The organism is Pseudomonas sp. ADPe, assembly GCF_014843515.1.
GTDB classification, from domain to species: domain Bacteria; phylum Pseudomonadota; class Gammaproteobacteria; order Pseudomonadales; family Pseudomonadaceae; genus Pseudomonas; species Pseudomonas citronellolis.
Genome location: NZ_CP062122.1, coordinates 1,956,962 through 1,978,752, shown reverse-complemented (window position 1 = coordinate 1,978,752; position 21,791 = coordinate 1,956,962). Strand labels below are relative to the sequence as shown.

Genomic DNA, 21,791 nt, shown 5'->3' with positions numbered 1-21,791 from the left:
TTACGACGTGGGCTCGACCGTCGCCGGGTCGAGCTGCTGATAGGGTTGCAGGACGCTTTCGCGCTGTTCGCCGAGGACCCAGGCGAAGCCTGAATAGATCACTCCGAGGCAGACCAGGGTGAACAGCGCCACCAGCCACCAGGGCACGATGCGCACCAGGCCGCGGCGCTGGTCGCGCAGGCCTTCCCAGTGGGGGGATAGTTCGCGCGGCACGTCGCCGCGCAGTTGGCGGATCTGCCGGTAGAGGCTGTCGCGGATCGCCTCCAGTTCGAGCAGGCCGCGTGGTAGCACCCGGTATTTGCCCTCGAAGCCCAGCGCCAGGCACAGGTACATCAGTTCGAGCATGTGCAGGTGCTTGACCGGGTTGCGGGTGACCTGTTCGAGCAGCTGGAAGAACTTCTCGCCGCCGAAGGTCTCGTTGTGGAAGTTGCTCAGCAGGCTCATCTGCGCCCACTCGCTCTCGTTGCCCCAGGCCGTGGTGACCACCGCCTCGTCGAGCACGGTGCAGAGCACGTAGCGGGCAGCCATGACCTGGCCGTTGTCGGCGCCGTCCTGCAGGGCGAGCAGCTCGAACTGGCGAACGCCATCGGACAGGTGCTGGTTGAGGCCCTGCAACTCCTCGCCGGCTGGGCTGTGCTTCAGCCGCACCACTTCCGACAGCAGTTCGGCGGCGGCGCTGACCAGCGGATTGAGGCCGATGTTGATGGCTTCCGCCGGGCGCAGGCGCGCGGCGTAGATCATCCGCTGCTCCAGGTGCTCGAAGCGTGGCGGCTCCTCGAGGTCGGTCAGCGGGCCGCGGGCCGGCTCCTCGGTGCGACGGTCGAGCAGGACGGTCTTGTCGTCCTGCGAATAGTCCATTTCCTTGATCATGCGCTCAGTTCCTGATGGCCCAGAACTTCAGCTCGAGTCCGGGGAATTCGTCGGTGACGTGGAAGGCGAAGCCGCCGGAGCGTTCCAGTTGCGCCTGTTCTTCCGGGCTGAGTTCGAGAACGAAGTAGGTCTTGTTGGCGTGGAACGGGATCTGCCGCGGAGCCACTGGCAGCGGCTTGATGCGGACACCCGGCAGGTGCAGGTTGACCAGTTGGCGGATGCGCTCCACCGGGCCGGCCTTGAGGTGCGCTGGCAGGCGCTGGCGCAGTGTCTCGGCGTCGCACTGGGCGCTGGCGGCGAGGACGAAGGAGGCGCTGCCGAGCAGTTTGTGGTCATGCAGCGGCGAGACCAGGATGCCGTACTGGCGCTGTTGCAGGACCAGCTCGATGGCGTGCTGTTCCAGCACCATCGACAGCACCTGGCGGATCGCTTCCATCAGCTTGCGGAAGCTGGCGCCCTGGTCGCTGTGCTGGTAGCGCCCATCCAGGCGCGGGCGCTTGCTGTCGCTGGCGAAGGTGGCCAGTTCGCCGAGCATCGCCAGCAGGGTGCGGTAGACCTCCTCGGGGTGCACCTGCTCCAGGTCCATGCAATGCCGCAGGACCAGTTCGGTGCGGTTGATGAGTTGCAGCATGAGGAAGTCGCCGACCTCGGCGCCGCCCACGGTGCCGGTGGAGCGGATGCGTTCGGCCAGGGTTTCGCCGCGGTGGCCGAGCATGCTGACCACTTCCTTCAGGCACGACAGCAGGTAGCCGCTGGCATGGAAGTGCAGGTGCGTGGGAATGAACTCGGGGTCGAGGGTGATGCCGCCTTCCAGCGAGGTGTCGAGGATGTCGCAGAGTTTCAGGCGCACGTAGGCCTGGTCGTTGCGCTGCTCGCCCAGCAGCAGCTGGAAGTCGGGGTGGGCGCAGGTGACCTGGCTGCTGCTGTCGTCACCGGCGTTGGAGTCGGCCACTTCCTGTTCGCGGCAGGTGTAGCGCGCGAGGAAGTCCAGCTGTTCCGGGCGCCGTGCCTCGATGTGGTTGCCGGTGACCAGCGGCAGGGCCAGGTACACCGGGGTATTGCTGGTGTTCGACGGAACGTCCACCGCCAGCGGTTGGGCGAGCTTGCCCAGGTCGAACAGGGTGCCGTCGGGCAGTACGCCGGAGGCGCGGTTGAGCACCAGCTTGCCGATGGCCAGGCCCTGGGTGTCCACTTCCTGTTCGAAGAAGCCCCAGCTGTAGCGGTTCAACAGGCGTGTGCGGGCCTTGAGCTGGTGATCGTAGTAGCGATCGTTCTGCTGGAAGTGCTGCGGGCGCAGGAGCATGCCTTCGCGCCAGATGACCTTGTGTGCCGTCATGCTCAGTCACCCTTCTTCGCCAGGCTGGCGCCCAGATCGTGGATGCCGTCCTGTTCCAGGCGCAGCTGGGCACGGGTCTGCCGCGCCGGGGCGACTTGCACCACGTAGCGCCACTGGCTTTCCGGCAGGTCGCGGTAGGCGGCGAGCACGCCGACGTAGCGGCTGCCGTCGTTGACGCTGAGCTTCAGTTCGCGCTTGTCGCCGGGGCGCAGTTCCAGTTCCTCGCTCGCCACCAGGTCAGGGGCGAGGGATTCCTTGGCGCGTTCGTAGAGGCTGAAGAAGTCGGCGTTCTCGAAAGCCACGGGATGCTTGAGTTCGAACAGGCGCACCACGATCGGCGAGGGACGGCCGTTGAGATCGGGGTTGAGCTGCTCGCTGGCGCTGAGCTCGAGGTCGAGCTTGGTCAGCCGGGAATAGGGCGAAAGGCTCGAGCAGGCGCTGCACAGGAGCAGCAGGGCCAGCACGGCGAAGGGTTTCATGCGGGGCATGGAGATCATCCTTGGGAGTCGCTGTTGAGGGTGGCGATCAGCCGGACCTGTTCTTCGTAGGTCTGGGCGAAATCGCGGGCGAGCAGGCGTTCGCTCCACTCGTCGTCCTGGCGCAGGCTCTGGTGGTAGCGGCCGTAGGCGCGCCAGCGGCCGGCGGCGCCGGCGAAGCGCGAGACCTGGCCGTCGCGTTCGAAGCGCAGCGCCAGCTGTTCCGGGGCGAAGTGTTCGAGGGCCTCGCGCACGGCGGCGCGGCTGGCGCTGAGCAACGCCACCTGGTGCGCCTGCAGGTCGCGGAAGGCGCGGGCCACGGCCTGTTCGGCGGGCAGTTGGCCGGGCTTGCCGGGGCGCAGCAGGGCGTTGAGCGCATCGTGGCTGTCGGCGCTGTGCTTGAGCGGGTTGTTGCCAGCGCCTTGCACGGTGGTCAGGGCCAGGCGCAATTCGTTCTTCAGCTCGGTGCGTGTGCGCAGGCTCTGTTGCAGGCCGCCCACGCACTGGCGCAGCAGGCGCGCGGCGTCCACTGCCAGGGCTTCGCGGGCATCCTGGTCGAGGTCGTCGAGGGTTACCCCCAGCGCGCCGGCGAAGCGCTGCCAGAAGCCGTCCGGCTGACGTTGCGGCTCGGCAGGCGGTTCGGCGGCCGGCGCCGGCTGCGGGGCGGGCACCAGTTCCGGCAGGGGCAGGCTTTCCATGTCGATGCGCGCATAGTCGGCCTGCTGGCGCGCCGTCTGTTGGTGGGCACCGAGCAGGCCGAAATCGTCGCTCTGCACGTAGGCCCGCTCCTGTTGGTTGAGGGCGGTCAGCGGGTCGAGGTCGAGGAAGGCGTCGTCCGGGATGATGCTGCCGGCCGCGCTCGGGCGGCCGACCTGGTCGAGGAACTGCGCCGGGTCCTGGACCAGACGCGCGCGGATCTCGAAGTCGCCCAGGCAGTACACGCAGCCGTGCTCGATGCGCAGGGCCTCGCCCTTGCGCAGGCGGGCCCCGCTCTCCTTGAGCTGGATGCCGTTGCTGCTGGTGTCGGTCAGGTAGAAGGCGCCATCGCGATAGCTGATTTCGGCGTGGTGGCCGGACAGGTGCCGGCGGCGATCGGGAATCACCCAATCGCAGTCCTCGGCACGGCCGATCACTCCGCCGGCCTGCTTGAAGGTCTTGTTGGTCAGTAGCCCGGGCACGAATTGCTGGGCGCTCACCATTTCGAAAACCAGTTCCATGGTCGTGGACTCCTTGCGGTCAGTTGCCGCGGTTGAGCGTCTGCGGGTCGCCCAGCGGGCGGTAGTCCTTGTCGTTGAACTTGTAGTTGCCGCTGCATCCGGCCAGGCCGAGCAGAACGGCCAGGGTGAGCAGCGCGGCGCGCCAGGAAAGAGGGGACATCGGACGACCTCCGGTTGATGGCAGAGCGGTGGTGGATGGGCTCGACATGGCGGCTCAGGCCTCCGTCGAATGGATGTTCAGGCGCCCCAGGCGGTACAGCAGGGTGCGTCGGGGCAGGCCCAGCTCGCGGGCGGCCAGGGTGCGGTTGCCGCCGTTCTTGCGCAGGCAGTCGAGCAGCAGGGCGCGTTCCACCTGTTCCAGGCGTTCGCGCAGGTTGAGGCTGCGGTCGGGGTCCACTGGCTCTTCGCGCAGGACGAAGTGCGAGGGTTGCAGTTCGCCGCTTTCGCAAAGCAGCACGGCGCGTTCGACCATGCCCTTGAGCTCGCGCACGTTGCCGGGGAAGGCATAGGCGGACAGGCAGTCCAGCGCGGCGTCGGACCAGTGGCAGAGGTCGCGCTGGAGAAAGGCGCAGGCCTTGTCGGCGAAGTGCCGGGCCAGGCGCGGGATGTCTTCGCCGCGCTGGCGCAGCGGCGGCAATTCGATGGGGAACTGCGCCAGCCGGTAGTAGAGGTCTTCGCGGAATTCCCCGGTGGCGACCATCGCATTCAGGTCGCGGTGGGTTGCGGCGATGATCCGCACGTCGATGCGGTGGGTGCGGGTACTGCCCAGCGGCCGCACTTCGCCCTCCTGCAGCACCCGCAGCAGCTTGGCTTGCAGCGGCAGGGGCATGTCGCCGATCTCGTCGAGGAACAGGGTGCCGCCGTCCGCAGCGTCGAACAGGCCCCGGTGGTCGCGGTCGGCGCCGGTGAACGCCCCCTTGCGGTAGCCGAACAGCTCGCTTTCCAGCAGATGCTCCGGCAGCGCCGAGCAGTTCTGCACGATGAAGGCATTGCTGCGGCGCGGACCGCAGTCGTGGATGGCGCGTGCCACCAGTTCCTTGCCGGTGCCGGTCTCGCCCTGCAGCAGGATGGTGTAGGGGCTGTGCAGCACCTTGCCGATCATCTGGTATGTCTGGCGCATGGCCGGGCTGTCGCCGATCAGGCCGTAGCCGCTGGCGCAAGGGCTCGCCGGGGTGGATGGCGGAGTGGCTTCGCCCCGGCGCAGGCGCAGGCGTTGCAGCAGTTGCAACTGCGAGAGGGCGAAAGTGCCCAGTTGTTCCAGCGAGGCGGCGAAGCCCCCCAGCTCATGGGCCTGGCGGCCGACGCACAGCAGCAGGCCCTGCACCGCCTGTTGGCCATTCCGCAGGGGTACGCAGAGCAGGGCGCGCCATGGTTGCCCGCCGTTCGGCAGGAAGGCGGTTTCGTGCAGGCTGGGGTTGAGCTCGGCGAGGCTCAGCACACGGTTCTGGCAGAGGCTGTATTGCAGCAGTTGCTGGTCCTTGTAGTCGGCCGGCAGGCTGGTTGCCTCCCGCGGTTGCAGGCGCCCCTCCAGGCACTCCGCATGCAGCCCCAGGCTGGTGTGGGTGGCATCCAGCAGGTACAGCTGGACCAGTTCGCAGCCGCTGAGCGCTCCGGCCGCGCGGACGAACCCGTCCAGCAGGCCCTGGGCGTCCGCTGCCCGGGCCAGCTCGTTGTAGTGGCCGAGCAGGCTTTCGGCATAGCGCAGCGGCTGGGAGATGCGCTTGAACATGACCGGCACCTCAGGCGAACTCGCAGGTAACGGCCACTCCACCCTCGAGGGTGGCGTGCACGCGGTTCAGCGTTTCGCCCATGGCCATGGCCTGCAGCAGGCGGTCGGCGATCTGTGGTAGCAGGTGCTGGTCGAGCAACTGGTCGATCAGGCGGGCGCCGCTGTCGCCCTGGGTGCAGCGAGCGGCGAGGTGTTCGACCAGGGCATCGCAATGGCTGAACTGCAGCTGGCGGCGCTGCAGGCGATCGCCCAGGCGGGCCAGCTTGAGGCGCACCAGCTCATGCAGCACTTCACCCTCCACCGGGTAGTAGGGCACCACGCGCATGCGGGCCAGCAGGGCTGGCTTGAAGTGACGGCTGAGCGCCGGGCGGATGGCTTCCTCGAGCGCCTGGGCGGTGGGCCGCTGGCCATCGGCGCAGAGTGCGGCGATGCGCTCGCTGGCGAGGTTCGAGGTCATCAGGATCAGCGTGTTGCGGAAATCGATCTCGCGGCCTTCGCCGTCGTTGGCGATGCCTTTGTCGAAGATCTGGTAGAACAGGTTGAGCACGTCCGGGTCGGCCTTCTCCACCTCGTCCAGCAGCACCACCGAGTAGGGCTTCTGGCGCACGGCCTCGGTGAGCATGCCGCCTTCGCCGTAGCCGACGTAGCCGGGGGGCGCGCCGATCAGCCGGGACACGGTGTGCTTCTCCTGGAACTCGGACATGTTGATGGTGGTGAGGAAGCGCTCGCCGCCATACAGCAGGTCGGCCAGGGCGAGGGCGGTCTCGGTCTTGCCGACGCCGCTGGGGCCGACCAGCAGGAACACGCCCACCGGCGCGTCGGGTTTGTTCAGGCCGGCGGCGGTGGCGCGCATGGCCCGGTCCAGCGCCTGCACCGCCTGTTCCTGGCCGCGCACGCGCTGGCGCAGGTCGGCGGCGAAGCTGGCGACCTTGGCGTTGTGCTCGCGGGCCAGTTGCGACAGGGGCACGCCGGTCCAGTGGCTGATGACCTCGGCGACCAGCCGCGGGCAGACCTCGAAGCTGACCAGGCGTTCGTCCTGCTGGGCGTCGCGCAGGGCGGCGTGGGTCTGGTGCAGGCGTTCTTCCAGGCCTTCCGAATCTTCTTCCGCGTCCTCGCGGGCCTTGGCCAGGCGCTGGCGCAGGTCGAGCAGTTCGTTGGCCAGCTCACGCTGACGTTGCCAGCGCTGTTCCAGCTCGGTTTGTTCCACAGCGGCCTGTTCCAGACGTTGCTGCAATGCCTCCAGGGCCTGCTCGTCGACCGCCAGGCCGGCCTCGCGGTCGCGGCGCAGGGCCTGGCGCTGGCGCTCGCCTTCGGCCAGTTCGCCGCGCAGCCGCTCCAGGCTTTCCGGCGCGGCGGCCAGGCTGATGCGCACACGGGCGCAGGCGGTGTCGAGCACGTCCACGGCCTTGTCCGGCAACTGGCGGCCGGCCAGGTAGCGCGCTGAGAGCTCGGCCGCGGCGACCACGGCGTCGTCGCGCAGGTAGATGCCGTGGCTGGCCTCGTAGACCTTGGCCAGGCCACGCAGGATGGTCACCGCCTCGGCCACGCTGGGTTCGTGCAGTTGCACCGGTTGGAAGCGCCGCGCCAGCGCCGGGTCCTTCTCGAAGTACTTCTTGTATTCGGCCCAGGTGGTCGCGGCTATGGTGCGCAGCTCGCCGCGCGCCAGGGCCGGCTTGAGCAGGTTGGCCGCATCCGAACCGCCCGCCTGGCCGCCGGCGCCGATCAGGGTGTGGGCTTCGTCGATGAACAGGATGGTCGGCTGGGCCGCGCCCTTCACTTCTTCGATGACACCCTTCAGGCGGCGCTCGAACTCGCCCTTGACGCTGGCCCCGGCTTGCAGCAGGCCCATGTCCAGGGACAGCAGTTCGACGCCCTGCAGCGCCTCGGGCACCTCGCCGGCGACGATGCGCGCGGCCAGCCCCTCGACCACGGCGGTCTTGCCCACCCCGGCCTCGCCGACCACGATGGGGTTGTTCTTCCGCCGCCGCGCGAGGATGTCGATCATCTGGCGGATCGCGTCGTCGCGGCACAGTACCGGGTCCAGCCGGCCTTCGCGGGCCTGGCGGGTGAGGTTGTGGGTGAAGCGCTCGAGCATCGACTCGCCGGGATTGGCGGCGTCAGTGGCGGGCTGCCGCTCCTGCTGGGCCAGGGCGTATTCGCGCAGGCGCTCCGCGTTCAGTCTGGCCAGCAGCTCCTGGTAGTGGCTGCCGGCATAGCGCAGGGGATTGCGCAGCAGGGCGAGGATCAGCGCGGCCTGGTCGATCAGGCTCTGGCGCAGTTCCAGGTTGGCCACCAGCAGGGCGTCCTGCAGCCACTGCATCAGCTCCACGGCGAACACCGGGTTGCGCGAGGCGCTGTTCTCGGCGCGTGGCTGCAGCGCCGCCGCCAGCTCGCCGGCATCCACCCCGGCATCCTGCAGGGCGCGTTGCAACAGGCTCTGGGGGCGTTCCAGCAGCGCCAGCAACAGATCCTCGACGAGGATCTTGCTGCCGTTGCGGGCCACGCAGCGCTCGGCGGCGCCTTCCAGGTCGCGGCGGGTCTCGGTGTCCAGGGCCTGGACGAGTTGTTGCAGGTCGAGGTTGATCATGGGTCATCGGTCCTTAATGAATGCGGCTGCCCAGGGTGACGATGCCGTCGGCATGCTCCCGTCCCAGCCAACTGGTCCAGCCCAGGCGGCAAGGGTTGTCGGCGCCTATGCGTAGCTCGCGGATGGCCTCGTGGTGCAGTTCCAGGCGCAGGTCGTAGTCCAGCGGGTCGCGCAGGGTGAAGCGCACCAGGGCGCAGAGCGGTTGATAGCCGTTGCCGATCGGCAGGAAGTCGTGGAAGCGCTCCCAGTCGAGTTCGCGGATGTGGATGCGGAACTTGCCGCTGCGGTCGCGTACCTGTTCCCCCAGCACCAGGTCCTCGCCCAGGCGGCTGTTGGCCAGGCCGAGGCGGTTGCGCTGGTCCGCCTGGATGCACACGCTGCGCTCGATGCACTGCTCGATGAAAAGCGCGGCGTGCTTGAAGTAGTAACGCAGCACCGCCTCGATCAGCGCTGCGGAATGGGCCCGCAGGCTGAGCAGGCCCAGGTACGGCAGCAGGCGCTTCCAGTTCAGCTCCTCGGCGCGGCGCAACTGCTCGCCGCCCAGGCCGATGAGGGCGAACAGGCGCTCGGAAAAGGCGTCCAGCGCGCCCGTTTCGAAGCGGGCGTAATAGCGGTACTTGCGCCAGATCGGCAGCAATAACCGGTGCAGTCGGTGATGGAAGAGGTCGAGGAAATCGCGGGTCGGGTTGCCGTCCTCGCTGTCGCCCAGCGCCTGCTCGCCATAGAAGGCCGGCAGCGGCGAGCCGGAGCCGCACAGGCCGACCAGGTTCAGGCGCAGGCGCGCGCGCGGCTCGCCGTTCTCCTCGAAGAACTGCACGCTGTGGATATCGCTGCCGGGAAAACCCAGGCTCGGGTTGGCCTGGAACTCCAGGCGTTCGTAGAGCGCCTCGTCGCTGCACGGCAGGCCCTCCGGGGTCGCCTGGCGCAGGCGCTCGATGACCAGGAGCACGGCCTGGAACAGCGAGTACTCGCGAATGTCCCGGCTGAGCCGGCTCAGAGCAGGGGCTGCTGTCCCATGCGCGGTGTCCATTGGTACACCTCTCCCTGTGTGCTTTTCACCTGCAGCTCGTGGTACGAGTTGAGGCTGGCGTAGAGCGCGAAGAATTCATTGAGCACGGAAGCGAAGACGAACATGTCGCCTTCGCCGATGTAGCCTTGCGGGTCGATCGTCAGTTCGGTGCGCAGGCCGCGTACCGGCAGGCCGCGGTGCAGGCGGTCGACCGGTTCGTGACGGACCGAGCGCAGGCCGTTGAGCAGGTTCTTGCTGACCTTCTCGGCCTGCTGGTCGTAGTAGCGCGGCAGGTCGTAGGTCTCGAGGATCACCTTGAGCGCCTCGATGTTGGCCAGCGACAGGTAGTTCAGCGACATGTTGCTGATGAGCTTCCAGAGGAAGTCGCGATTCAGCGGCGGCGCGTAGCTGGACGTCACCGGGGTGATATTGCGGAAACTGAGGAACTCCGGGGTTTTCTCGCTGGCCAGGTTGATGTCGCCCAGCTTCAGGCGGCGCGGCAGGTTCTGGTTGGTGCAGGTCAGCTCGATGGACAGGGTCTCGTGCTCTTCGTAGTCGCGCACGCCGAAGCTCAGGTAGGTGTCCAGGCCGTCGTGCAGCAGCGAGGAACGCTGGCGCACGCTGTAGTGCGGGCGGCTGCTGGGTACGTCGAAACTGGCGTCGTGCTCGAAGGACTCGAACAGCACGTACTCCTGGTGGCCCAGGCCGCCGGGACGCCAGCCGGTGACGTTCTCCACGGCGAAGACGCCGCAGTTCTGCACGTCGTACTCGGCGGGCAGCAGCAGGTATTCGTCCTGCTTGCCATCCAGGCGGATCGGCAGCGCGTCGTGGCTGAACAGATTGGCGATTGGCGTGCAGTGCAGCTTGAGGTTGTCCAGGGTTGGCCGCAGACGCTGGATGCCGCTGCGGCGGATGTCGAAACGCAGCTCCAGGCCGCGTACCTGCTTGAGCTTGTCCTCGGGGAGGGTGCGCAGGCGGTCCAGGCCCAGCAGGTCGACGAACAGGAACTTGTCCTGGAAGGCGAAATATTCCTGCAGGAAGCGATAGCCGCGGAAGGTATTGAGCGGGTAGGGGATCAGCGCCTCGTCTTCGGCGAAGCCGACCGGCTGTACCCGGTCGCCCGGCAGGCGCATCGGCTTCTCGCCTTCGACGAGGGGCTTGTGGTCGCCGTCCAGCGGTACCAGCTCGACGTTGTCGAGGTCGTGCACCAGGCCCAGGTAGAGCATCTGGCTGATATAGCGCTCGCCGGCCAGGTAGAAGCGCAGACGGTTCAGCTGCAGTTCGCCGAGGTGGCCGTCGCAGGTCATTTCCAGGCGCAGGCTGAGCAGCGCGCCATCGCCCTTCACCGAGTAGTTCAGGCCGCTGGTACGCAGCGCCACGACCTCGGTCGGGTAGCAGGTACGGAAGCGGCAGCGCACGTCGGCGATGGGCTGGCTTTCCACGGGCGTATCGCGCGGAACCAGCAGCGCCGGGCCGGGATGCGGCAGCGGATCGAACTGCAGGATGCTGAACGCCGGCAGTGGCCGCATGTAGTTCGGCCACAGCAGGTGCATCAGCGAATGGGTCAGCTCCGGCAGCTCGTCGTCGAGCTTCTGCCGCAGGCGCCCGGTGAGGAAGGCGAAGCCCTCCAGCAGGCGCTCGACATCCGGGTCGCGCCCGCTCTGCGCAAGGAACGGCGCCAACGCCGGGCTGCGCTCGGCGAAACGCCGGCCCAGCTGGCGCAGGGCGCTCAGTTCGCTTTGGTAGTAGTGGTTGAATGACATGCTGCAGTCCCTGAGGATTTCTCTGTCTGCCGGGCGTCCCGCCCTGCGATGCACTTGTTGACGCCGAGGCGTCAGTTCTCATTGCTCCGGTATGGCGTATTGCTGATGAAGATGCTTAATCCGATGTTTTGCCGGTCCGGCTCACCCATCTCTAATGCCTTATTTCTCTTTGTCGAAATTGATCCAATAGATGCAGGGTTTTTTGAGAAAGGCGCTCAAGAGAGAACCTCCCGCCATTCTTCGGTAGCGTTGTGTAGATACTGTTCTTTCTCGCTCGCAGATTGACTCGTCCAGAATGGCGTCCAGATGTGATCCCACCAGTACTCAAGGCTACCTTGTTTGGGGAGGCTTGCTTCTATGGGGGCCATGTCCGGGAAAGCGATCCATGGTGCTGGCGGACACCTGAATCGCTCATCAAATGACTGTAATAATGATATGGAGTTGGTTGTTGCCTCCACGAGTATTCCGCCGAATTCATCTCGATAGGAAAGGGCTAGCGATTCCTGATTTTCATTGCTCAATATGGATTCATTTATTGATTCGGTAGCTGAAAATCGTGATTTAATAAGGGTGAGAAGTTCGGGGAGTTCCTCGTGTCCGAGCACCATGACGACATAGTATGCGTAGTTGCCTTGACTCCCAAGGAAACTCTTGGGTGGGTAGGAATTGAACTGCTCATTTCCCTTGATTATGCTTGGGTTTTCTGGCAGGTAAGGAAATAGGCAGGCTGGCCGTTCCTGGCGAAATATTTTCAGCAGAAACTTTATTGGATTCATCTATAGCTCACCGATTCGTTAATGTGTCAGTTCTCATAGATGTGATCAGCAACCCAATCAGCACCGAAGTACCCGGCCGTGCCGAAAATAATTCCGCCTACCAGACCGCTGACGAACGCACCGGGACCGGTCTCGACTCCCAAGGCTGCACCAGCGACTCCTCCGATCTTGAAACCGGCCCACGCCGCTCCCCAACCCCCTGCCTGACGCACCAGTTCGGCAGTTATCGGCTTTGCGCTGCCAACCCGGATCGACTCGTTGGAAGCCTGAGTTATGTCATAGGCAGTAAACACGATACCGACGACTTGGATTACACGTGCAGCCTTGGTAGCAGTTAATGTGAACTTGAGAGAGCTTTCATTGAAAATGGCATTTGCGGGCACCTTCTCGCCATGAATCAGCACCTCCCTATCCACATCTCGGATGTAACTCGCAATCTTGTCAATGCGTTTGGTGAGGTGAGGGTTGGCTCTCTTGTAGTGCTCAAGTTGACTGAGGATCTCATTGGTTGAGATCAGTTTCAGTCCAGCGCTCTGGGCCTTATTAATATCGATGAATATACTTCGACCATCGAATCGCGGTGAGCCATCAGGAAATATCGAGCTGGTTGATATATACGGAGAGACATTTTTCCCGCCACCCATGACATGCTCGGCAACTGAGTAGGGAGCATTAGGTCCTTTCGGCTGCATTCCATAGCGCTCTGGATTAAGCTCTGAAAGTTGCTGAAGGGGAGAGAGATTCATGTTCTGCAAATACGGGCTTTTGTTGGAGGCATAGATTTTTCGTACTAGGAATCCATCCTTTCCAACTTCCTCGACTATGACAAAGAAAAATGCACGAGTAGGCATCAGATATCCGGGAATATTGCTAATGGACCCAGAATTCTGATTAGTCGGTGCTTTGCATTGGAATTCGCTCATTTGTCTCTCCACTTTTCAAGCGCAGAGACTCCTACGGTAATCTCCAGTTGTTCTTCATGATGGGTGAAGATTCTAGGAGTTTTACCTTCTGCATCGGAAAATCCTTTATGGACCCTTCCAGATTGCTCACGGATGTGGAAAGGCACGTTGGCCAGCGGAGATCCGTTCTCATCCACGATCCTGAATTGTTCATCAAATCTGCCCAGTAACGGGGTGGGAGGAATGAACGGAGCGGGCGAGTGCGTACTTCCAATTATTACTGTCCCCGACCCACCAACGACCACATTGCCATGGCTACCCACGCTGCCGACCACGACGGCCGGCTTGCCGTTGATCAGCACGTTCGGGATCACGTTGCCGACCATGGCGCCGCCGCAAGCGGACGGGTCGCCTTGTCGGGCGGCGGGCAGGCCGTCGAAGAGCACGTCGGGGGAGCCGGCGGCGATCGGGTTCACGCCGTGGCCCGGGACGGGGCAGGCGGTCGGGTCGGTGACGCGGGCGGCGGGTTTTCCGGACATGGGGTTCTCCTTAGCTGACCTGGACCTGGCCGCTGCCATTCAGGCTCGCGGCGAAGCTGACCGCACGCTTGAGGCCGTCGACCTCGAGCACGCCTTCGATGGAGAAGGCGAGGTGCAGCGGGTCGCGTTCGCGGGGCAGGGGGCTCACACGGACATTCGACAGGCGCGGCTCATAGGCTTCGATGAAGCGCTCGATGGCATTGCGGGCCTGGTTCAGGGCGTCGTGCAGGCTCAGGCGCATGTCGTTGAGGTCGGGCAGCCCGTAGTCGGGCAGCGTTTGCACGCTGCCCGCACGGGTGCTGAGCATCTTGGCCAGATGGGCAGCCACCGACGCCATGGCGGCGACCTCCCGGCTCCAGCCGGCGCGTTGGCCGGCTTCGCCGCCGAGGCGTTCGAAAAGGCTGCCGTATCCGCTCATCGCTCAGCTCCTGCTCATTCCTTGTCGAGCTTGCCGACCAGCGACAGGGTGAAGTCCGCCCCCATGTACTTGAAGTGCGGACGCACGCTCAGGCTGACGCGGTACCAGCCCGGCTCGCCGTCGACATCGCTGACCACCACCTGCGCGGCGCGCAGCGGACGGCGGCTACGGACTTCGGCGCTGGGGTTCTCCTGGTCGGCGACGTACTGGCGAATCCACTTGTTGAGCTCCAGCTCCAGGTCGGTGCGCTCCTTCCAGGCGCCGATCTGCTCGCGTTGCAGCACCTTCAGGTAATGCGCCAGGCGGTTGACGATGAACAGGTAGGGCAGCTGGGTGCCGAGCTTGTAGTTGAGCTCGGCGATCTTGCCTTCCTCGCTGATGCCGAAGTTCTTGGCCTTTTGCACCGAGTTGGCGGAGAAGAACGCCGCGTTGTCGCTGCCTTTGCGCATGGTCAGGGCGATGAAGCCTTCCTCGGCCAGCTCGTACTCGCGGCGGTCGGATACCAGCACCTCGGTGGGGATCTTGGTCTCGATCTCGCCCATGCTCTCGAAGTGGTGCAGCGGCAGGTCCTCCACCGCGCCGCCGCTCTGCGGGCCGATGATGTTCGGGCACCAGCGGAACTTGGCGAAGCTGTCGGTCAGCCGGCTGGCGAAGGTATAGGCCGTGTTGCCCCACAGGTAGTGCTCGTGGTTGTTGGCGACGTTTTCCTTGTAGACGAAGGTCTTCACCGGGTTGTCTTCCGGGTCGTACGGGTTGCGCAGCAGGAAGCGCGGGACGGTCAGGCCGACGTAGCGCGCGTCCTCCTGCTCACGGAAACTCTGCCACTTGGTGAACTGCGGGCCTTCGAAGTGATCGCGCAGGTCCTTCAGGTCCGGCAGCCCGGTGAAGCTTTCCAGGCCGAAGAACTTCGGGCCGGCGGCGGCGATGAAGGGCGCGTGGGACATGCTGGCGACGCTGGCCACGTACTGCATGGTCTTGACGTCGGGCGCGCTCGGGTCGAAGTAGTAGTTGGCGACGATGGCGCCCACCGGCTGGCCGCCGAACTGGCCGTACTCGGCGGTGTAGATGTGCTTGTAGAGGCCGGACTGGACCACTTCCGGGGAGTCCTCGAAATCATCCAGCAGGTCCTGCTTGGAGACGTTGAGCAGCTCGACCTTGATGTTCTCGCGGAAGTTGGTGCGGTCGATCAGCAGCTTCAGGCCGCGCCAGGACGACTCCAGCGCCTGGAACTCGGCGTGGTGGAGGATTTCGTCCATCTGCTGGCTGAGCTTGGCGTCGATCTCGGCGATCATCCGGTCGACCAGGGCCTTCTTCACCGGTTCACCCTGGTTCTGCGGCTTCAGCAGCTCCTCGATGAAGGCCGACACGCCGCGTTTGGCGATGCCGTAGGCGTCGTCGTCCGGGCTCAGGCGGGTTTCGGCGATGATGCGGTCGAGAATACCGTATTCGGCGCTGGCGCCGCCGTTTTGCTGTACTGCGCTGGTGCTCATGTGTTGGCTTCCTTTTCAGTCCTTGGCTCAGGCGTCCTGCTCGTTGCCGTCGAGGCCGAGCTCGTTGAGTACGCGGCCACGCGATTCCTCGTCGGCGAGCACGCCTTCGATGGCCTTGCGGAAGGCCGGGGCATTGCCCAGCGGGCCCTTCAGGGCGACCAGGGCTTCGCGCAGCTCCATCAGTTTCTTCAGCTCCGGTACCTGGTCGACCAGGTTGGCGGGGTTGAAGTCCTTCATCGAATTGATCTTCAGGGCGATGGCCAACTCGTCGCTGCCGCCTTCGTCCTGCAGTCGGTTCGGCACGCTCAGGGTGAGGCCCAGTTCCTGCTTGGCGAGCACTTCGTCGAAGTTGTTCTTGTCGATGCCGATCGGCTTGCGATCCTCGACCTTGCGTTCGTCCGCGCGCTGGGTGAAGTCACCGAGCACCAGTACCTTCAGCGGCAGCTCGATTTCTTCCTGAGCGCCGCCGGTAGCCGGCTTGAAAGTGATGTTGATGCGTTCCTTGGGGGCTACCGAGCCTTCTTTGGCCATGGCATGTCTCCTTTGCGTTAGGGCCCGAAGGCCTAGTCGAGCACCATCTCGAGGTCGAGATGGCACAGCCTGCGATAGACCTCGTCCTTGCGCTCGCGCACGGCATGGTTCTGCGGTAGCAGTTCGCAGCAGCTGTGCAACAGGTGCAGCACCTCCAGGGCGAGGTCGGGTTCCCAGTCGTGCAGGCCGGTGTCCTGCAGTTCCTGGTCGAGGGATTCCAGTTGGGTGCGGGCCAGTTCGTATTTCTTGGCCTGGTAGCACAGGCGCGCCATGCTCAGTTGCCAGAAGAAGCGCTGGCGGCCGCCATAGGCGCTCTGCAGCCCCTGCTTGAGCTGCTGTACCGCGGGTTTCAGGCCGTCCTTGCGCAACACCGGCAAGGCTTCCTGCAGGGCCTGTTCCCAGGCCGGGAGTTCCTGGCTCACCGGCACTTCGCGGACGCTGGCCGGCGCCTGCAGATGGGGCAGGACATAGGCGCTGATCCAGGCGCGAGTGGCTGGGTCGGCGAAAGGGCTGCCATCGTGGAAGCGCAACTCGACCACCCCGGGCAGCCGCTGCAGGAACAGCGCCAGCTGGATTTCCACTTCACGCATGGCGTGTTCGGCGTCCAGCGCCTGCAGGCACTCCCAGGCCAGGCGCTGGCCGTCGAACCAAAAGGGCGAACGCGCGAGGCTGCCTTCCAGGTCGACCAGCAGGTCGGCGTAGTGGCCTTTCTCGAAACGCTCGCGGTAGATGTTCAGCTTGTCCTGAGGCAGGCCGCGCAGCGCCGTGAGCTGTTCGGCATTGCGCTCTGGCAGGTTGTCGATCGGCAGCCACAGCAGGGTGCGGTTCAGGCGTAGTGCGCGCAGGTCGGTGGCCTTCTGCTTCAGCCACCAGGCGCAGAGCGGGCGGGCCCCATCCTGCTGGGCGCGCAGGGCCTTGTGGGCATCCTTCTCGTTCTCGATGCTGCTGACAGGCGCCAGCAACTGAGTGGCGGCCTGCTTCATCTGGGCCATCACCGCGCCGACCGGCCCCTGTTCGGGCTGCGCCTGGGAGGCCCGTTCGACCATCGCCTCCAGGGCCCTCTGCGGCGGAAGCAACCTGGGGACATCATCGCCCAGCTTCTCGTGGAGGAACTCTTCCAGCTTCTTGAGGGTGTCGGCCAACTGGCGGAACAGCGGCAGTTGCTCCTTTACCGCAACGTCGTCGGCGAACAGGGGCTCCAGACGTGTCGCCAGCCATTCCAGGGCTGCCGCGCGAGTCCGCGGCTTGCGCGGGTGGAGATCATCCCAGTGCTGCTCGCAGAGCCGCAGGAGCATCCCCAGGCCGGCCAGCAGGCCGGAAAAGGATTCGCGTTGCTGCAGGGCCCAGGTCAGCCAGGCAGCGACGCGTAGATCCTTGGATTGCTCCCGCAGCAGGCGCTCGCTGCCCTCCAGAATCTTCTGCCAGTCGATCGGGCCGCTGCCATGCAGGGAAGTGGCCTTGCCCAGCTCGGTTTCCAGCGCTTCGAATTCCACCGAATAACGGACGTCCTCACCGGCGTAGCTCTCCCGCGAGGCAGGCGTATCGGCCAGTTCGAGATAATGCGATGCAAGTTTTCTGGTGTGGCTCATCCCTGCAATCGTTCCGTGATTAGGCTGAACTATCTATATGACGCCGTACTAAAAGTTCCGGTATGAGATACCCGGGCAAGCGACGGGACGTTCCTGGGTGGCAAAAAACTGCCACTCAAGTGGCGGGCAATAGTGCATGTATTGGCCAGGGATGTCTTGTAGGACATTGGCTATTTTATTTGTAGGATTTTCAAGCCCAAATGAGGTCGTGTGAGTTGGCGCACACAATCTTCATTCCTCGTGGATGGCTCTAGAACGATGGTTTTCAGCGGTTTTCCAGGCGCTTTGTCGCACTCTTATGGCATTGCTAAGAAATTTCTTAATCTCCGATTCGTGTCGATTGATATCGGTTTGATATCATTTTTCCGGGAACTTTTTACAACCTTGGTGTGTTGGGGTGCGATATTCCAGGTGTGCAAATTCTTGCCGAGATTTTCATCGAGAAAGCAAGGGTTGAGCTGCTTCCGAACAGATGGGAGTAGGGATGGATGCCTGGTGTGAAAGAAGTTGCGCAGTGGTGTGCAAGAAGTTGCGCAGTAATCGCGGCATGAGTTGTTCAAGAACAATGGCTGTTTTATCGAAAGCCTTGTATTCCGGGCGCTGAGAAGTGATTGGCACGCAAATTGTTATAGCCTGGCCACCCACAGGGTTTTGAACCCCGGGGCCATCAACTCACACGGCAAGGAGAGCTTTCATGCCAACACCCGCATACCTGTCCCTCGAAGGCACCAAACAGGGCCTGATCACCGCCGGCACCTTCACCGAGGACTCGGTCGGCAACATCTTCCAGGAAGGCCACGAAGACCAGGTCCTGGTCCAGGCGTTCAACCACCAGGTCATCATCCCGCGCGACCCGCAGTCCGGCCAGCCGACCGGCCAGCGCGTGCACAAGCCGCTGATGATCACCAAGGTCTTCGACAAGTCCTCGCCGCTGATCTTCAACGCCCTGACCTCCGGCGAGCGCCTGAACAAGTGCCGCCTGGAGTGGTACCGCACCTCCTCCACCGGCACCCAGGAGCACTACTTCACCATCGAACTGGAAGACGCGGTGATCGTCGACGTGCAGTCGCGCATGCCGAACTGCCAGGATCCGAACATGGCGCATTTCACCCACCTGGAAGACGTCTACTTCACCTACCGCAAGATCGTCTGGACCCATGAGGTTTCCGGCACCTCCGGCTCCGACGACTGGCGCACCCCGATCGCTTCCTGATCGGTCGCGACACGTGCTGTTCACATCGGCCGGGTTTCCGGCCGATGTGTCTTTTCCAGGCCTGAGCCGGCGCTGCGGCAACTGCCGGGCAGGCCCTCCGCGCAGAGGAACATAGGATGTTCGCCCCGGCCAACCAGCCCCATTTCAGCCTGAATATCGACGGCCTCGACAGCGACCTGCAGGTGCTCGAATTCCATGGCCGCGAAGCCCTGAACCAGCCCTACCGCTTCGACATCGAACTGGTCAGCGAACGTCCCGACCTGGACCTGGAAAGCCTGCTGCACAAGGGCGCCTACCTGGACCTGGGGCAGGGCCACGGCATCCATGGCCAATTGCACCGGGTGGCCCAGGGCGAATCCGGCAAGCGCCTGACCCGCTACCAGGTGAGCCTGGTGCCGCGCCTGGCCTACCTCGCGCATCGGCATAACCAGCGCATTTTCCAGCAGCTGACGGTGCCGCAGATCATCACCCGGGTGCTGGAGGAACACGGCGTCCTCGCCGACGCCTACCGCTTCCAGCTCGGCCCCACCGTCTACCCGCCGCGCGACTACTGCACCCAGTACGACGAGAGCGACCTGCACTTCGTCCAGCGCCTGTGCGAAGAGGAAGGCCTCCACTACCACTTCGAGCACAGCCCCGACGGGCACCTGCTGGTGTTCGGCGACGACCAGACGGCCTTTCCCAGGCTGGCGCCGGTGGCCTACCAGCAGGACTCCGGCCTGGTCGCCGACCTGCCGGTGATCAAGCGCTTCGGTCAGCGTCTGGATACCCGTACCGCCCGCGTCAGCCGCCGCGACTACGACTTCGAGAAGCCCAGGCTGCAACTGGAAATCACGGCGCGCAGCGACAGTCGCCCGGACCTCGAGGGACTACGATTACCCCGGTCGCTTCACCGACCGCGAGCGCGGCAAGCTGCTAAGCCAGCGCAGCCTGGAAAGGCACCGCGCCGACTACCGCCAGGCCGAAGGCCGCAGCGACCAGCCGAGCCTGCGCAGCGGCCATTTCCTGCCCCTGCGCGAGCACCCGCGCGGCGAGTGGAACGACCTCTGGCTGCTCACCGAAGTGCGGCACGAAGGCAAGCAGCCGCAGGTGCTGGAAGAGTCGGTCACCAGCGACGCCCGCGACGGCAAGGACGACTTCCAGCAGGGCTACCGCAACCGCTTCCTCGCCACGCCCTGGGACGTGCCCTACCGCCCGCCGCTGGCGCATCCCAAGCCGCGCGTGCTGGGCAGCCAGACCGCTGTGGTGACGGGGCCCAAGGGCGAGGAAATCCACTGCGACCGCTACGGCAGGGTCAAGGTGCAGTTCCACTGGGACCGCGAGGGCCAGGCCGACGACAAGACCAGCTGCTGGCTGCGCGTGGCCTCCAGTTGGGCTGGCAAGCAGTACGGCGCCATCGCCATCCCGCGCATCGGCATGGAAGTGCTGGTGACCTTCCTCGAGGGCGACCCGGACCAGCCGCTGATCAGCGGCTGCCTGTACCACGCCGAGCACCTGCCGGCCTACGAACTGCCGGCGAACAAGACCCGCAGCCTGTTCAAGACGCTCTCCAGCCCCGGCGGCGGTGGCTACAACGAACTGCGCATCGAGGACCGCAAGGGCCAGGAGCAGATCTACCTGCATGCCCAACGCGACTGGGACGAGAACATCGAGCACGACCAGAAGATCCGCGTCGGCCACGAACGCCACGACACCGTGGAAGCCAACGCCTATAGCGAGTTCAAGGCCGAGGAACACCGCACCACCCATGGCGACCGCAAGGTCGAGGTGCGCGCCGACGACCACCTGACGGTGGGCAACGACCAGCACCTGAAGCTCGGCAGTGGCCAGTTCATCGAGGCCGGTCAGGAAATCCACCTCTCCGCCGGGCTCAAGGTGGTGCTGGAAGCCGGCAGCGAACTGACCCTCAAGGCCGGCGGCAGCTTCGTCAAGCTGGACGGTGCTGGCGTCACCCTCAGCGGCGCCGACGTCAAGCTCAACAGTGGAGGCAGCCCCGGCACGGGCACCGTGGCGGCTCCTTTGCTGCCGGGCCTGCTCCAACAGGCTGATGCCGACCGGCCCGGGTTCCTCCTGACCCCGGCGCAGATCAATACCTTCAAGCGCAGCGCGCCCTTCTGCGAGGAATGCGAGAAGTGCAAGGAGGGAGTCTGTGCCGCAAGTGATGTCACACATGACTTGAGCTTTCTGGTTAGAAATAAAGGAACAGGGAAACCCCAGGCTAATGCACCCTATCGGATTCAACTCGAGTCGGGACAAATAGTTGAAGGCGTGACAGATGCTAAGGGGCTCACCCAGAAAGTCCAATCAGATCGTGCAGAAATTGCCAAGATAGAGGTATTCGAAGATGGCTACTGCTCAGCAGGCGCTAACACCCCTAGCGGATCAGACTCCTGCGGTTGTTGAGGTTTCTGGTATTGAGCCGAGCGGGTCTCAATGGGTTGCGCGATACCCAACAAGCACTGATGTTAGGGATCTTGAGTCTCCATTTCGCGAAGGGGTGGAACGATTTATAAATGCCTTGGAGCTGGCTGGCGCACAAGTCAGCATAGCTGCAACTTATCGCCCTCCGGAGCGAGCATTTCTAATGCATTGGGCATGGAAAATAGTAAAGCAAGGATACGATCCGAGAAGCGTTCCGGCGTACGCTGGTGGTGGCGTGAATATCAAGTGGGATCATGAGTCTGCCTCCGGGGGCTACGACGCCACCGCATCGGTAACTGCGGCAAGAGCTATGGTTGTTGGCTATGGGGTCATGGGGCTGAATGTCGCGCCAGCACTGAACTCAAGACATATACAAGGTATCGCAATAGATATGTCCATCAGTTGGTCAGGGACTTTAAGTATTTCCCGATCCAATGGAGAGATGGTGAACATATCATCGTCTCCCCGAAGCGGGATGAATCATGATTTACATGCGGTGGGGAGTACTTATGGTGTTATAAAGTATGTAGGTGGAAATGCTGATAAGCCTCACTGGTCGAATAATGGTCATTGATTATGTGCATAAAGAGAGCTTTGGTTTTACTTGCATTGCTTGTTACTTTTCAATCTGGATGTGCTAACGAGGCGGTGGATAACATTCCCGATGATGTCGTGAGTTTCATAAAAAAGCGTGAGGCTTGTGAAACTCTGCGCGGAGAAATTCCAGATTCAAACCCTGAAAACTCCAAGGAAATCGATGAAGTGGTCTCTCAGGTAAATTCAAAGTGCAAAGGCGCTGACATGGATTTAGCTCGGATAAAAGCAAAATACGCTGGTGACGAGCGTGTGCTAAACCGAATCTCAGGTTATGAGGAACATATAGAGTCCAATTGAAGAGAAACGATTACTTCATCTCTTTATTGTT

19 protein-coding genes and 1 pseudogene are annotated in these 21,791 nt (G+C 63.9%); 4 read left to right on the top strand and 16 right to left on the bottom strand.

Features of this window, described 5'->3' with window-relative positions:
* From icmH to tssA, 16 genes are all read right to left on the bottom strand, one after another.
* Positions 1-870, bottom strand: coding sequence for a type IVB secretion system protein IcmH/DotU (gene icmH, locus IG194_RS08975; RefSeq protein ID WP_043273246.1), 870 nt, complete (start codon positions 868-870; stop codon positions 1-3).
* Positions 871-874: 4 nt separating this feature from the next.
* Positions 875-2,206 (bottom strand): type VI secretion system baseplate subunit TssK, encoded by a 1,332-nt coding sequence (gene tssK, locus IG194_RS08970; protein WP_043273245.1) that lies wholly within the window; start codon positions 2,204-2,206, stop codon positions 875-877.
* Between the two features lie 2 nt (positions 2,207-2,208).
* Positions 2,209-2,694 (bottom strand): type VI secretion system lipoprotein TssJ, encoded by a 486-nt coding sequence (gene tssJ / locus IG194_RS08965; RefSeq protein WP_058487485.1) that lies wholly within the window; start codon positions 2,692-2,694, stop codon positions 2,209-2,211.
* A gap of 5 nt (positions 2,695-2,699) precedes the next feature.
* Positions 2,700-3,899: a type VI secretion system-associated FHA domain protein TagH gene (tagH, locus tag IG194_RS08960; RefSeq protein ID WP_043273243.1), complete on the bottom strand. Its 1,200-nt coding sequence runs from the start codon at positions 3,897-3,899 to the stop codon at positions 2,700-2,702.
* A gap of 19 nt (positions 3,900-3,918) precedes the next feature.
* The gene (locus IG194_RS08955; protein ID WP_043273242.1) at positions 3,919-4,059 is read right to left on the bottom strand and encodes a hypothetical protein; all 141 of its coding nucleotides are present in this window, start codon (positions 4,057-4,059) and stop codon (positions 3,919-3,921) included.
* 54 nt (positions 4,060-4,113) lie between these two features.
* Positions 4,114-5,628: a sigma-54 interaction domain-containing protein gene (locus tag IG194_RS08950; RefSeq protein WP_058487484.1), complete on the bottom strand. Its 1,515-nt coding sequence runs from the start codon at positions 5,626-5,628 to the stop codon at positions 4,114-4,116.
* 10 nt (positions 5,629-5,638) lie between these two features.
* Complete coding sequence (tssH, locus tag IG194_RS08945) at positions 5,639-8,215, bottom strand: type VI secretion system ATPase TssH (RefSeq protein WP_058487483.1); 2,577 nt, start codon at positions 8,213-8,215, stop codon at positions 5,639-5,641.
* 13 nt (positions 8,216-8,228) lie between these two features.
* Positions 8,229-9,245: a type VI secretion system baseplate subunit TssG gene (gene tssG / locus IG194_RS08940; RefSeq protein ID WP_058487482.1), complete on the bottom strand. Its 1,017-nt coding sequence runs from the start codon at positions 9,243-9,245 to the stop codon at positions 8,229-8,231.
* On the bottom strand, positions 9,209-10,987 hold the full coding sequence (gene tssF / locus IG194_RS08935; RefSeq protein WP_058072780.1) for a type VI secretion system baseplate subunit TssF: 1,779 nt from the start codon (positions 10,985-10,987) through the stop codon (positions 9,209-9,211). The genes tssG and tssF overlap by 37 nt, the downstream gene beginning before the upstream one ends.
* Positions 10,988-11,202: 215 nt before the next feature.
* Positions 11,203-11,763 carry a hypothetical protein gene (locus IG194_RS08930; RefSeq protein ID WP_141679689.1) on the bottom strand — a complete coding sequence of 187 codons (561 nt, stop codon included), beginning with the start codon at positions 11,761-11,763 and terminating at the stop codon, positions 11,203-11,205.
* Between the two features lie 26 nt (positions 11,764-11,789).
* On the bottom strand, positions 11,790-12,686 hold the full coding sequence (locus IG194_RS08925; protein ID WP_082936854.1) for a hypothetical protein: 897 nt from the start codon (positions 12,684-12,686) through the stop codon (positions 11,790-11,792).
* Positions 12,683-13,204, bottom strand: coding sequence for a PAAR domain-containing protein (locus tag IG194_RS08920; protein WP_082936853.1), 522 nt, complete (start codon positions 13,202-13,204; stop codon positions 12,683-12,685). Before IG194_RS08920 ends, IG194_RS08925 begins: the two co-directional genes overlap by 4 nt.
* A gap of 10 nt (positions 13,205-13,214) precedes the next feature.
* A complete protein-coding gene (tssE, locus tag IG194_RS08915) occupies positions 13,215-13,622 on the bottom strand; it encodes a type VI secretion system baseplate subunit TssE (RefSeq protein WP_058487480.1) in 408 nt (135 codons plus the stop codon).
* Positions 13,623-13,636: 14 nt separating this feature from the next.
* Positions 13,637-15,112, bottom strand: coding sequence for a type VI secretion system contractile sheath large subunit (gene tssC, locus IG194_RS08910; RefSeq protein ID WP_043273232.1), 1,476 nt, complete (start codon positions 15,110-15,112; stop codon positions 13,637-13,639).
* Positions 15,113-15,139: 27 nt separating this feature from the next.
* A complete protein-coding gene (tssB, locus tag IG194_RS08905) occupies positions 15,140-15,643 on the bottom strand; it encodes a type VI secretion system contractile sheath small subunit (protein WP_043273230.1) in 504 nt (167 codons plus the stop codon).
* A gap of 32 nt (positions 15,644-15,675) precedes the next feature.
* Positions 15,676-17,232 carry a type VI secretion system protein TssA gene (gene tssA, locus IG194_RS08900; RefSeq protein WP_058487479.1) on the bottom strand — a complete coding sequence of 519 codons (1,557 nt, stop codon included), beginning with the start codon at positions 17,230-17,232 and terminating at the stop codon, positions 15,676-15,678.
* A gap of 694 nt (positions 17,233-17,926) precedes the next feature.
* Here tssA and IG194_RS08895 point away from each other — a divergent pair.
* From IG194_RS08895 to IG194_RS08880, 4 genes and pseudogenes are all read left to right on the top strand, one after another.
* On the top strand, positions 17,927-18,445 hold the full coding sequence (locus tag IG194_RS08895; protein WP_043269424.1) for an Hcp family type VI secretion system effector: 519 nt from the start codon (positions 17,927-17,929) through the stop codon (positions 18,443-18,445).
* Between the two features lie 116 nt (positions 18,446-18,561).
* Positions 18,562-20,490, top strand: a pseudogene (gene tssI / locus IG194_RS08890) (type VI secretion system tip protein TssI/VgrG); the annotation flags it as partial.
* Positions 20,491-21,101: 611 nt separating this feature from the next.
* A complete protein-coding gene (locus IG194_RS32735) occupies positions 21,102-21,440 on the top strand; it encodes a hypothetical protein (RefSeq protein ID WP_225617190.1) in 339 nt (112 codons plus the stop codon).
* A gap of 74 nt (positions 21,441-21,514) precedes the next feature.
* Positions 21,515-21,760 (top strand): hypothetical protein, encoded by a 246-nt coding sequence (locus IG194_RS08880; protein WP_141679845.1) that lies wholly within the window; start codon positions 21,515-21,517, stop codon positions 21,758-21,760.
* Positions 21,761-21,791: the final 31 nt, after the last annotated feature.

Excerpts from the sequence above, each read along its gene's own strand:
- icmH (WP_043273246.1), bottom strand. The coding sequence starts at position 870 with ATGATCAAGGAAATGGACTATTCGCAGGACGACAAGACCGTCCTGCTC.
- tssK (WP_043273245.1), bottom strand. The coding sequence starts at position 2,206 with ATGACGGCACACAAGGTCATCTGGCGCGAAGGCATGCTCCTGCGCCCG.
- tssJ (WP_058487485.1), bottom strand. The coding sequence starts at position 2,694 with ATGCCCCGCATGAAACCCTTCGCCGTGCTGGCCCTGCTGCTCCTGTGC.
- tagH (WP_043273243.1), bottom strand. The coding sequence starts at position 3,899 with ATGGAACTGGTTTTCGAAATGGTGAGCGCCCAGCAATTCGTGCCCGGG.
- IG194_RS08955 (WP_043273242.1), bottom strand. The coding sequence starts at position 4,059 with ATGTCCCCTCTTTCCTGGCGCGCCGCGCTGCTCACCCTGGCCGTTCTG.
- IG194_RS08950 (WP_058487484.1), bottom strand. The coding sequence starts at position 5,628 with ATGTTCAAGCGCATCTCCCAGCCGCTGCGCTATGCCGAAAGCCTGCTC.
- tssH (WP_058487483.1), bottom strand. The coding sequence starts at position 8,215 with ATGATCAACCTCGACCTGCAACAACTCGTCCAGGCCCTGGACACCGAG.
- tssG (WP_058487482.1), bottom strand. The coding sequence starts at position 9,245 with ATGGACACCGCGCATGGGACAGCAGCCCCTGCTCTGAGCCGGCTCAGC.
- tssF (WP_058072780.1), bottom strand. The coding sequence starts at position 10,987 with ATGTCATTCAACCACTACTACCAAAGCGAACTGAGCGCCCTGCGCCAG.
- IG194_RS08930 (WP_141679689.1), bottom strand. The coding sequence starts at position 11,763 with ATGAATCCAATAAAGTTTCTGCTGAAAATATTTCGCCAGGAACGGCCA.
- IG194_RS08925 (WP_082936854.1), bottom strand. The coding sequence starts at position 12,686 with ATGAGCGAATTCCAATGCAAAGCACCGACTAATCAGAATTCTGGGTCC.
- IG194_RS08920 (WP_082936853.1), bottom strand. The coding sequence starts at position 13,204 with ATGTCCGGAAAACCCGCCGCCCGCGTCACCGACCCGACCGCCTGCCCC.
- tssE (WP_058487480.1), bottom strand. The coding sequence starts at position 13,622 with ATGAGCGGATACGGCAGCCTTTTCGAACGCCTCGGCGGCGAAGCCGGC.
- tssC (WP_043273232.1), bottom strand. The coding sequence starts at position 15,112 with ATGAGCACCAGCGCAGTACAGCAAAACGGCGGCGCCAGCGCCGAATAC.
- tssB (WP_043273230.1), bottom strand. The coding sequence starts at position 15,643 with ATGGCCAAAGAAGGCTCGGTAGCCCCCAAGGAACGCATCAACATCACT.
- tssA (WP_058487479.1), bottom strand. The coding sequence starts at position 17,232 with ATGAGCCACACCAGAAAACTTGCATCGCATTATCTCGAACTGGCCGAT.
- IG194_RS08895 (WP_043269424.1), top strand. The coding sequence starts at position 17,927 with ATGCCAACACCCGCATACCTGTCCCTCGAAGGCACCAAACAGGGCCTG.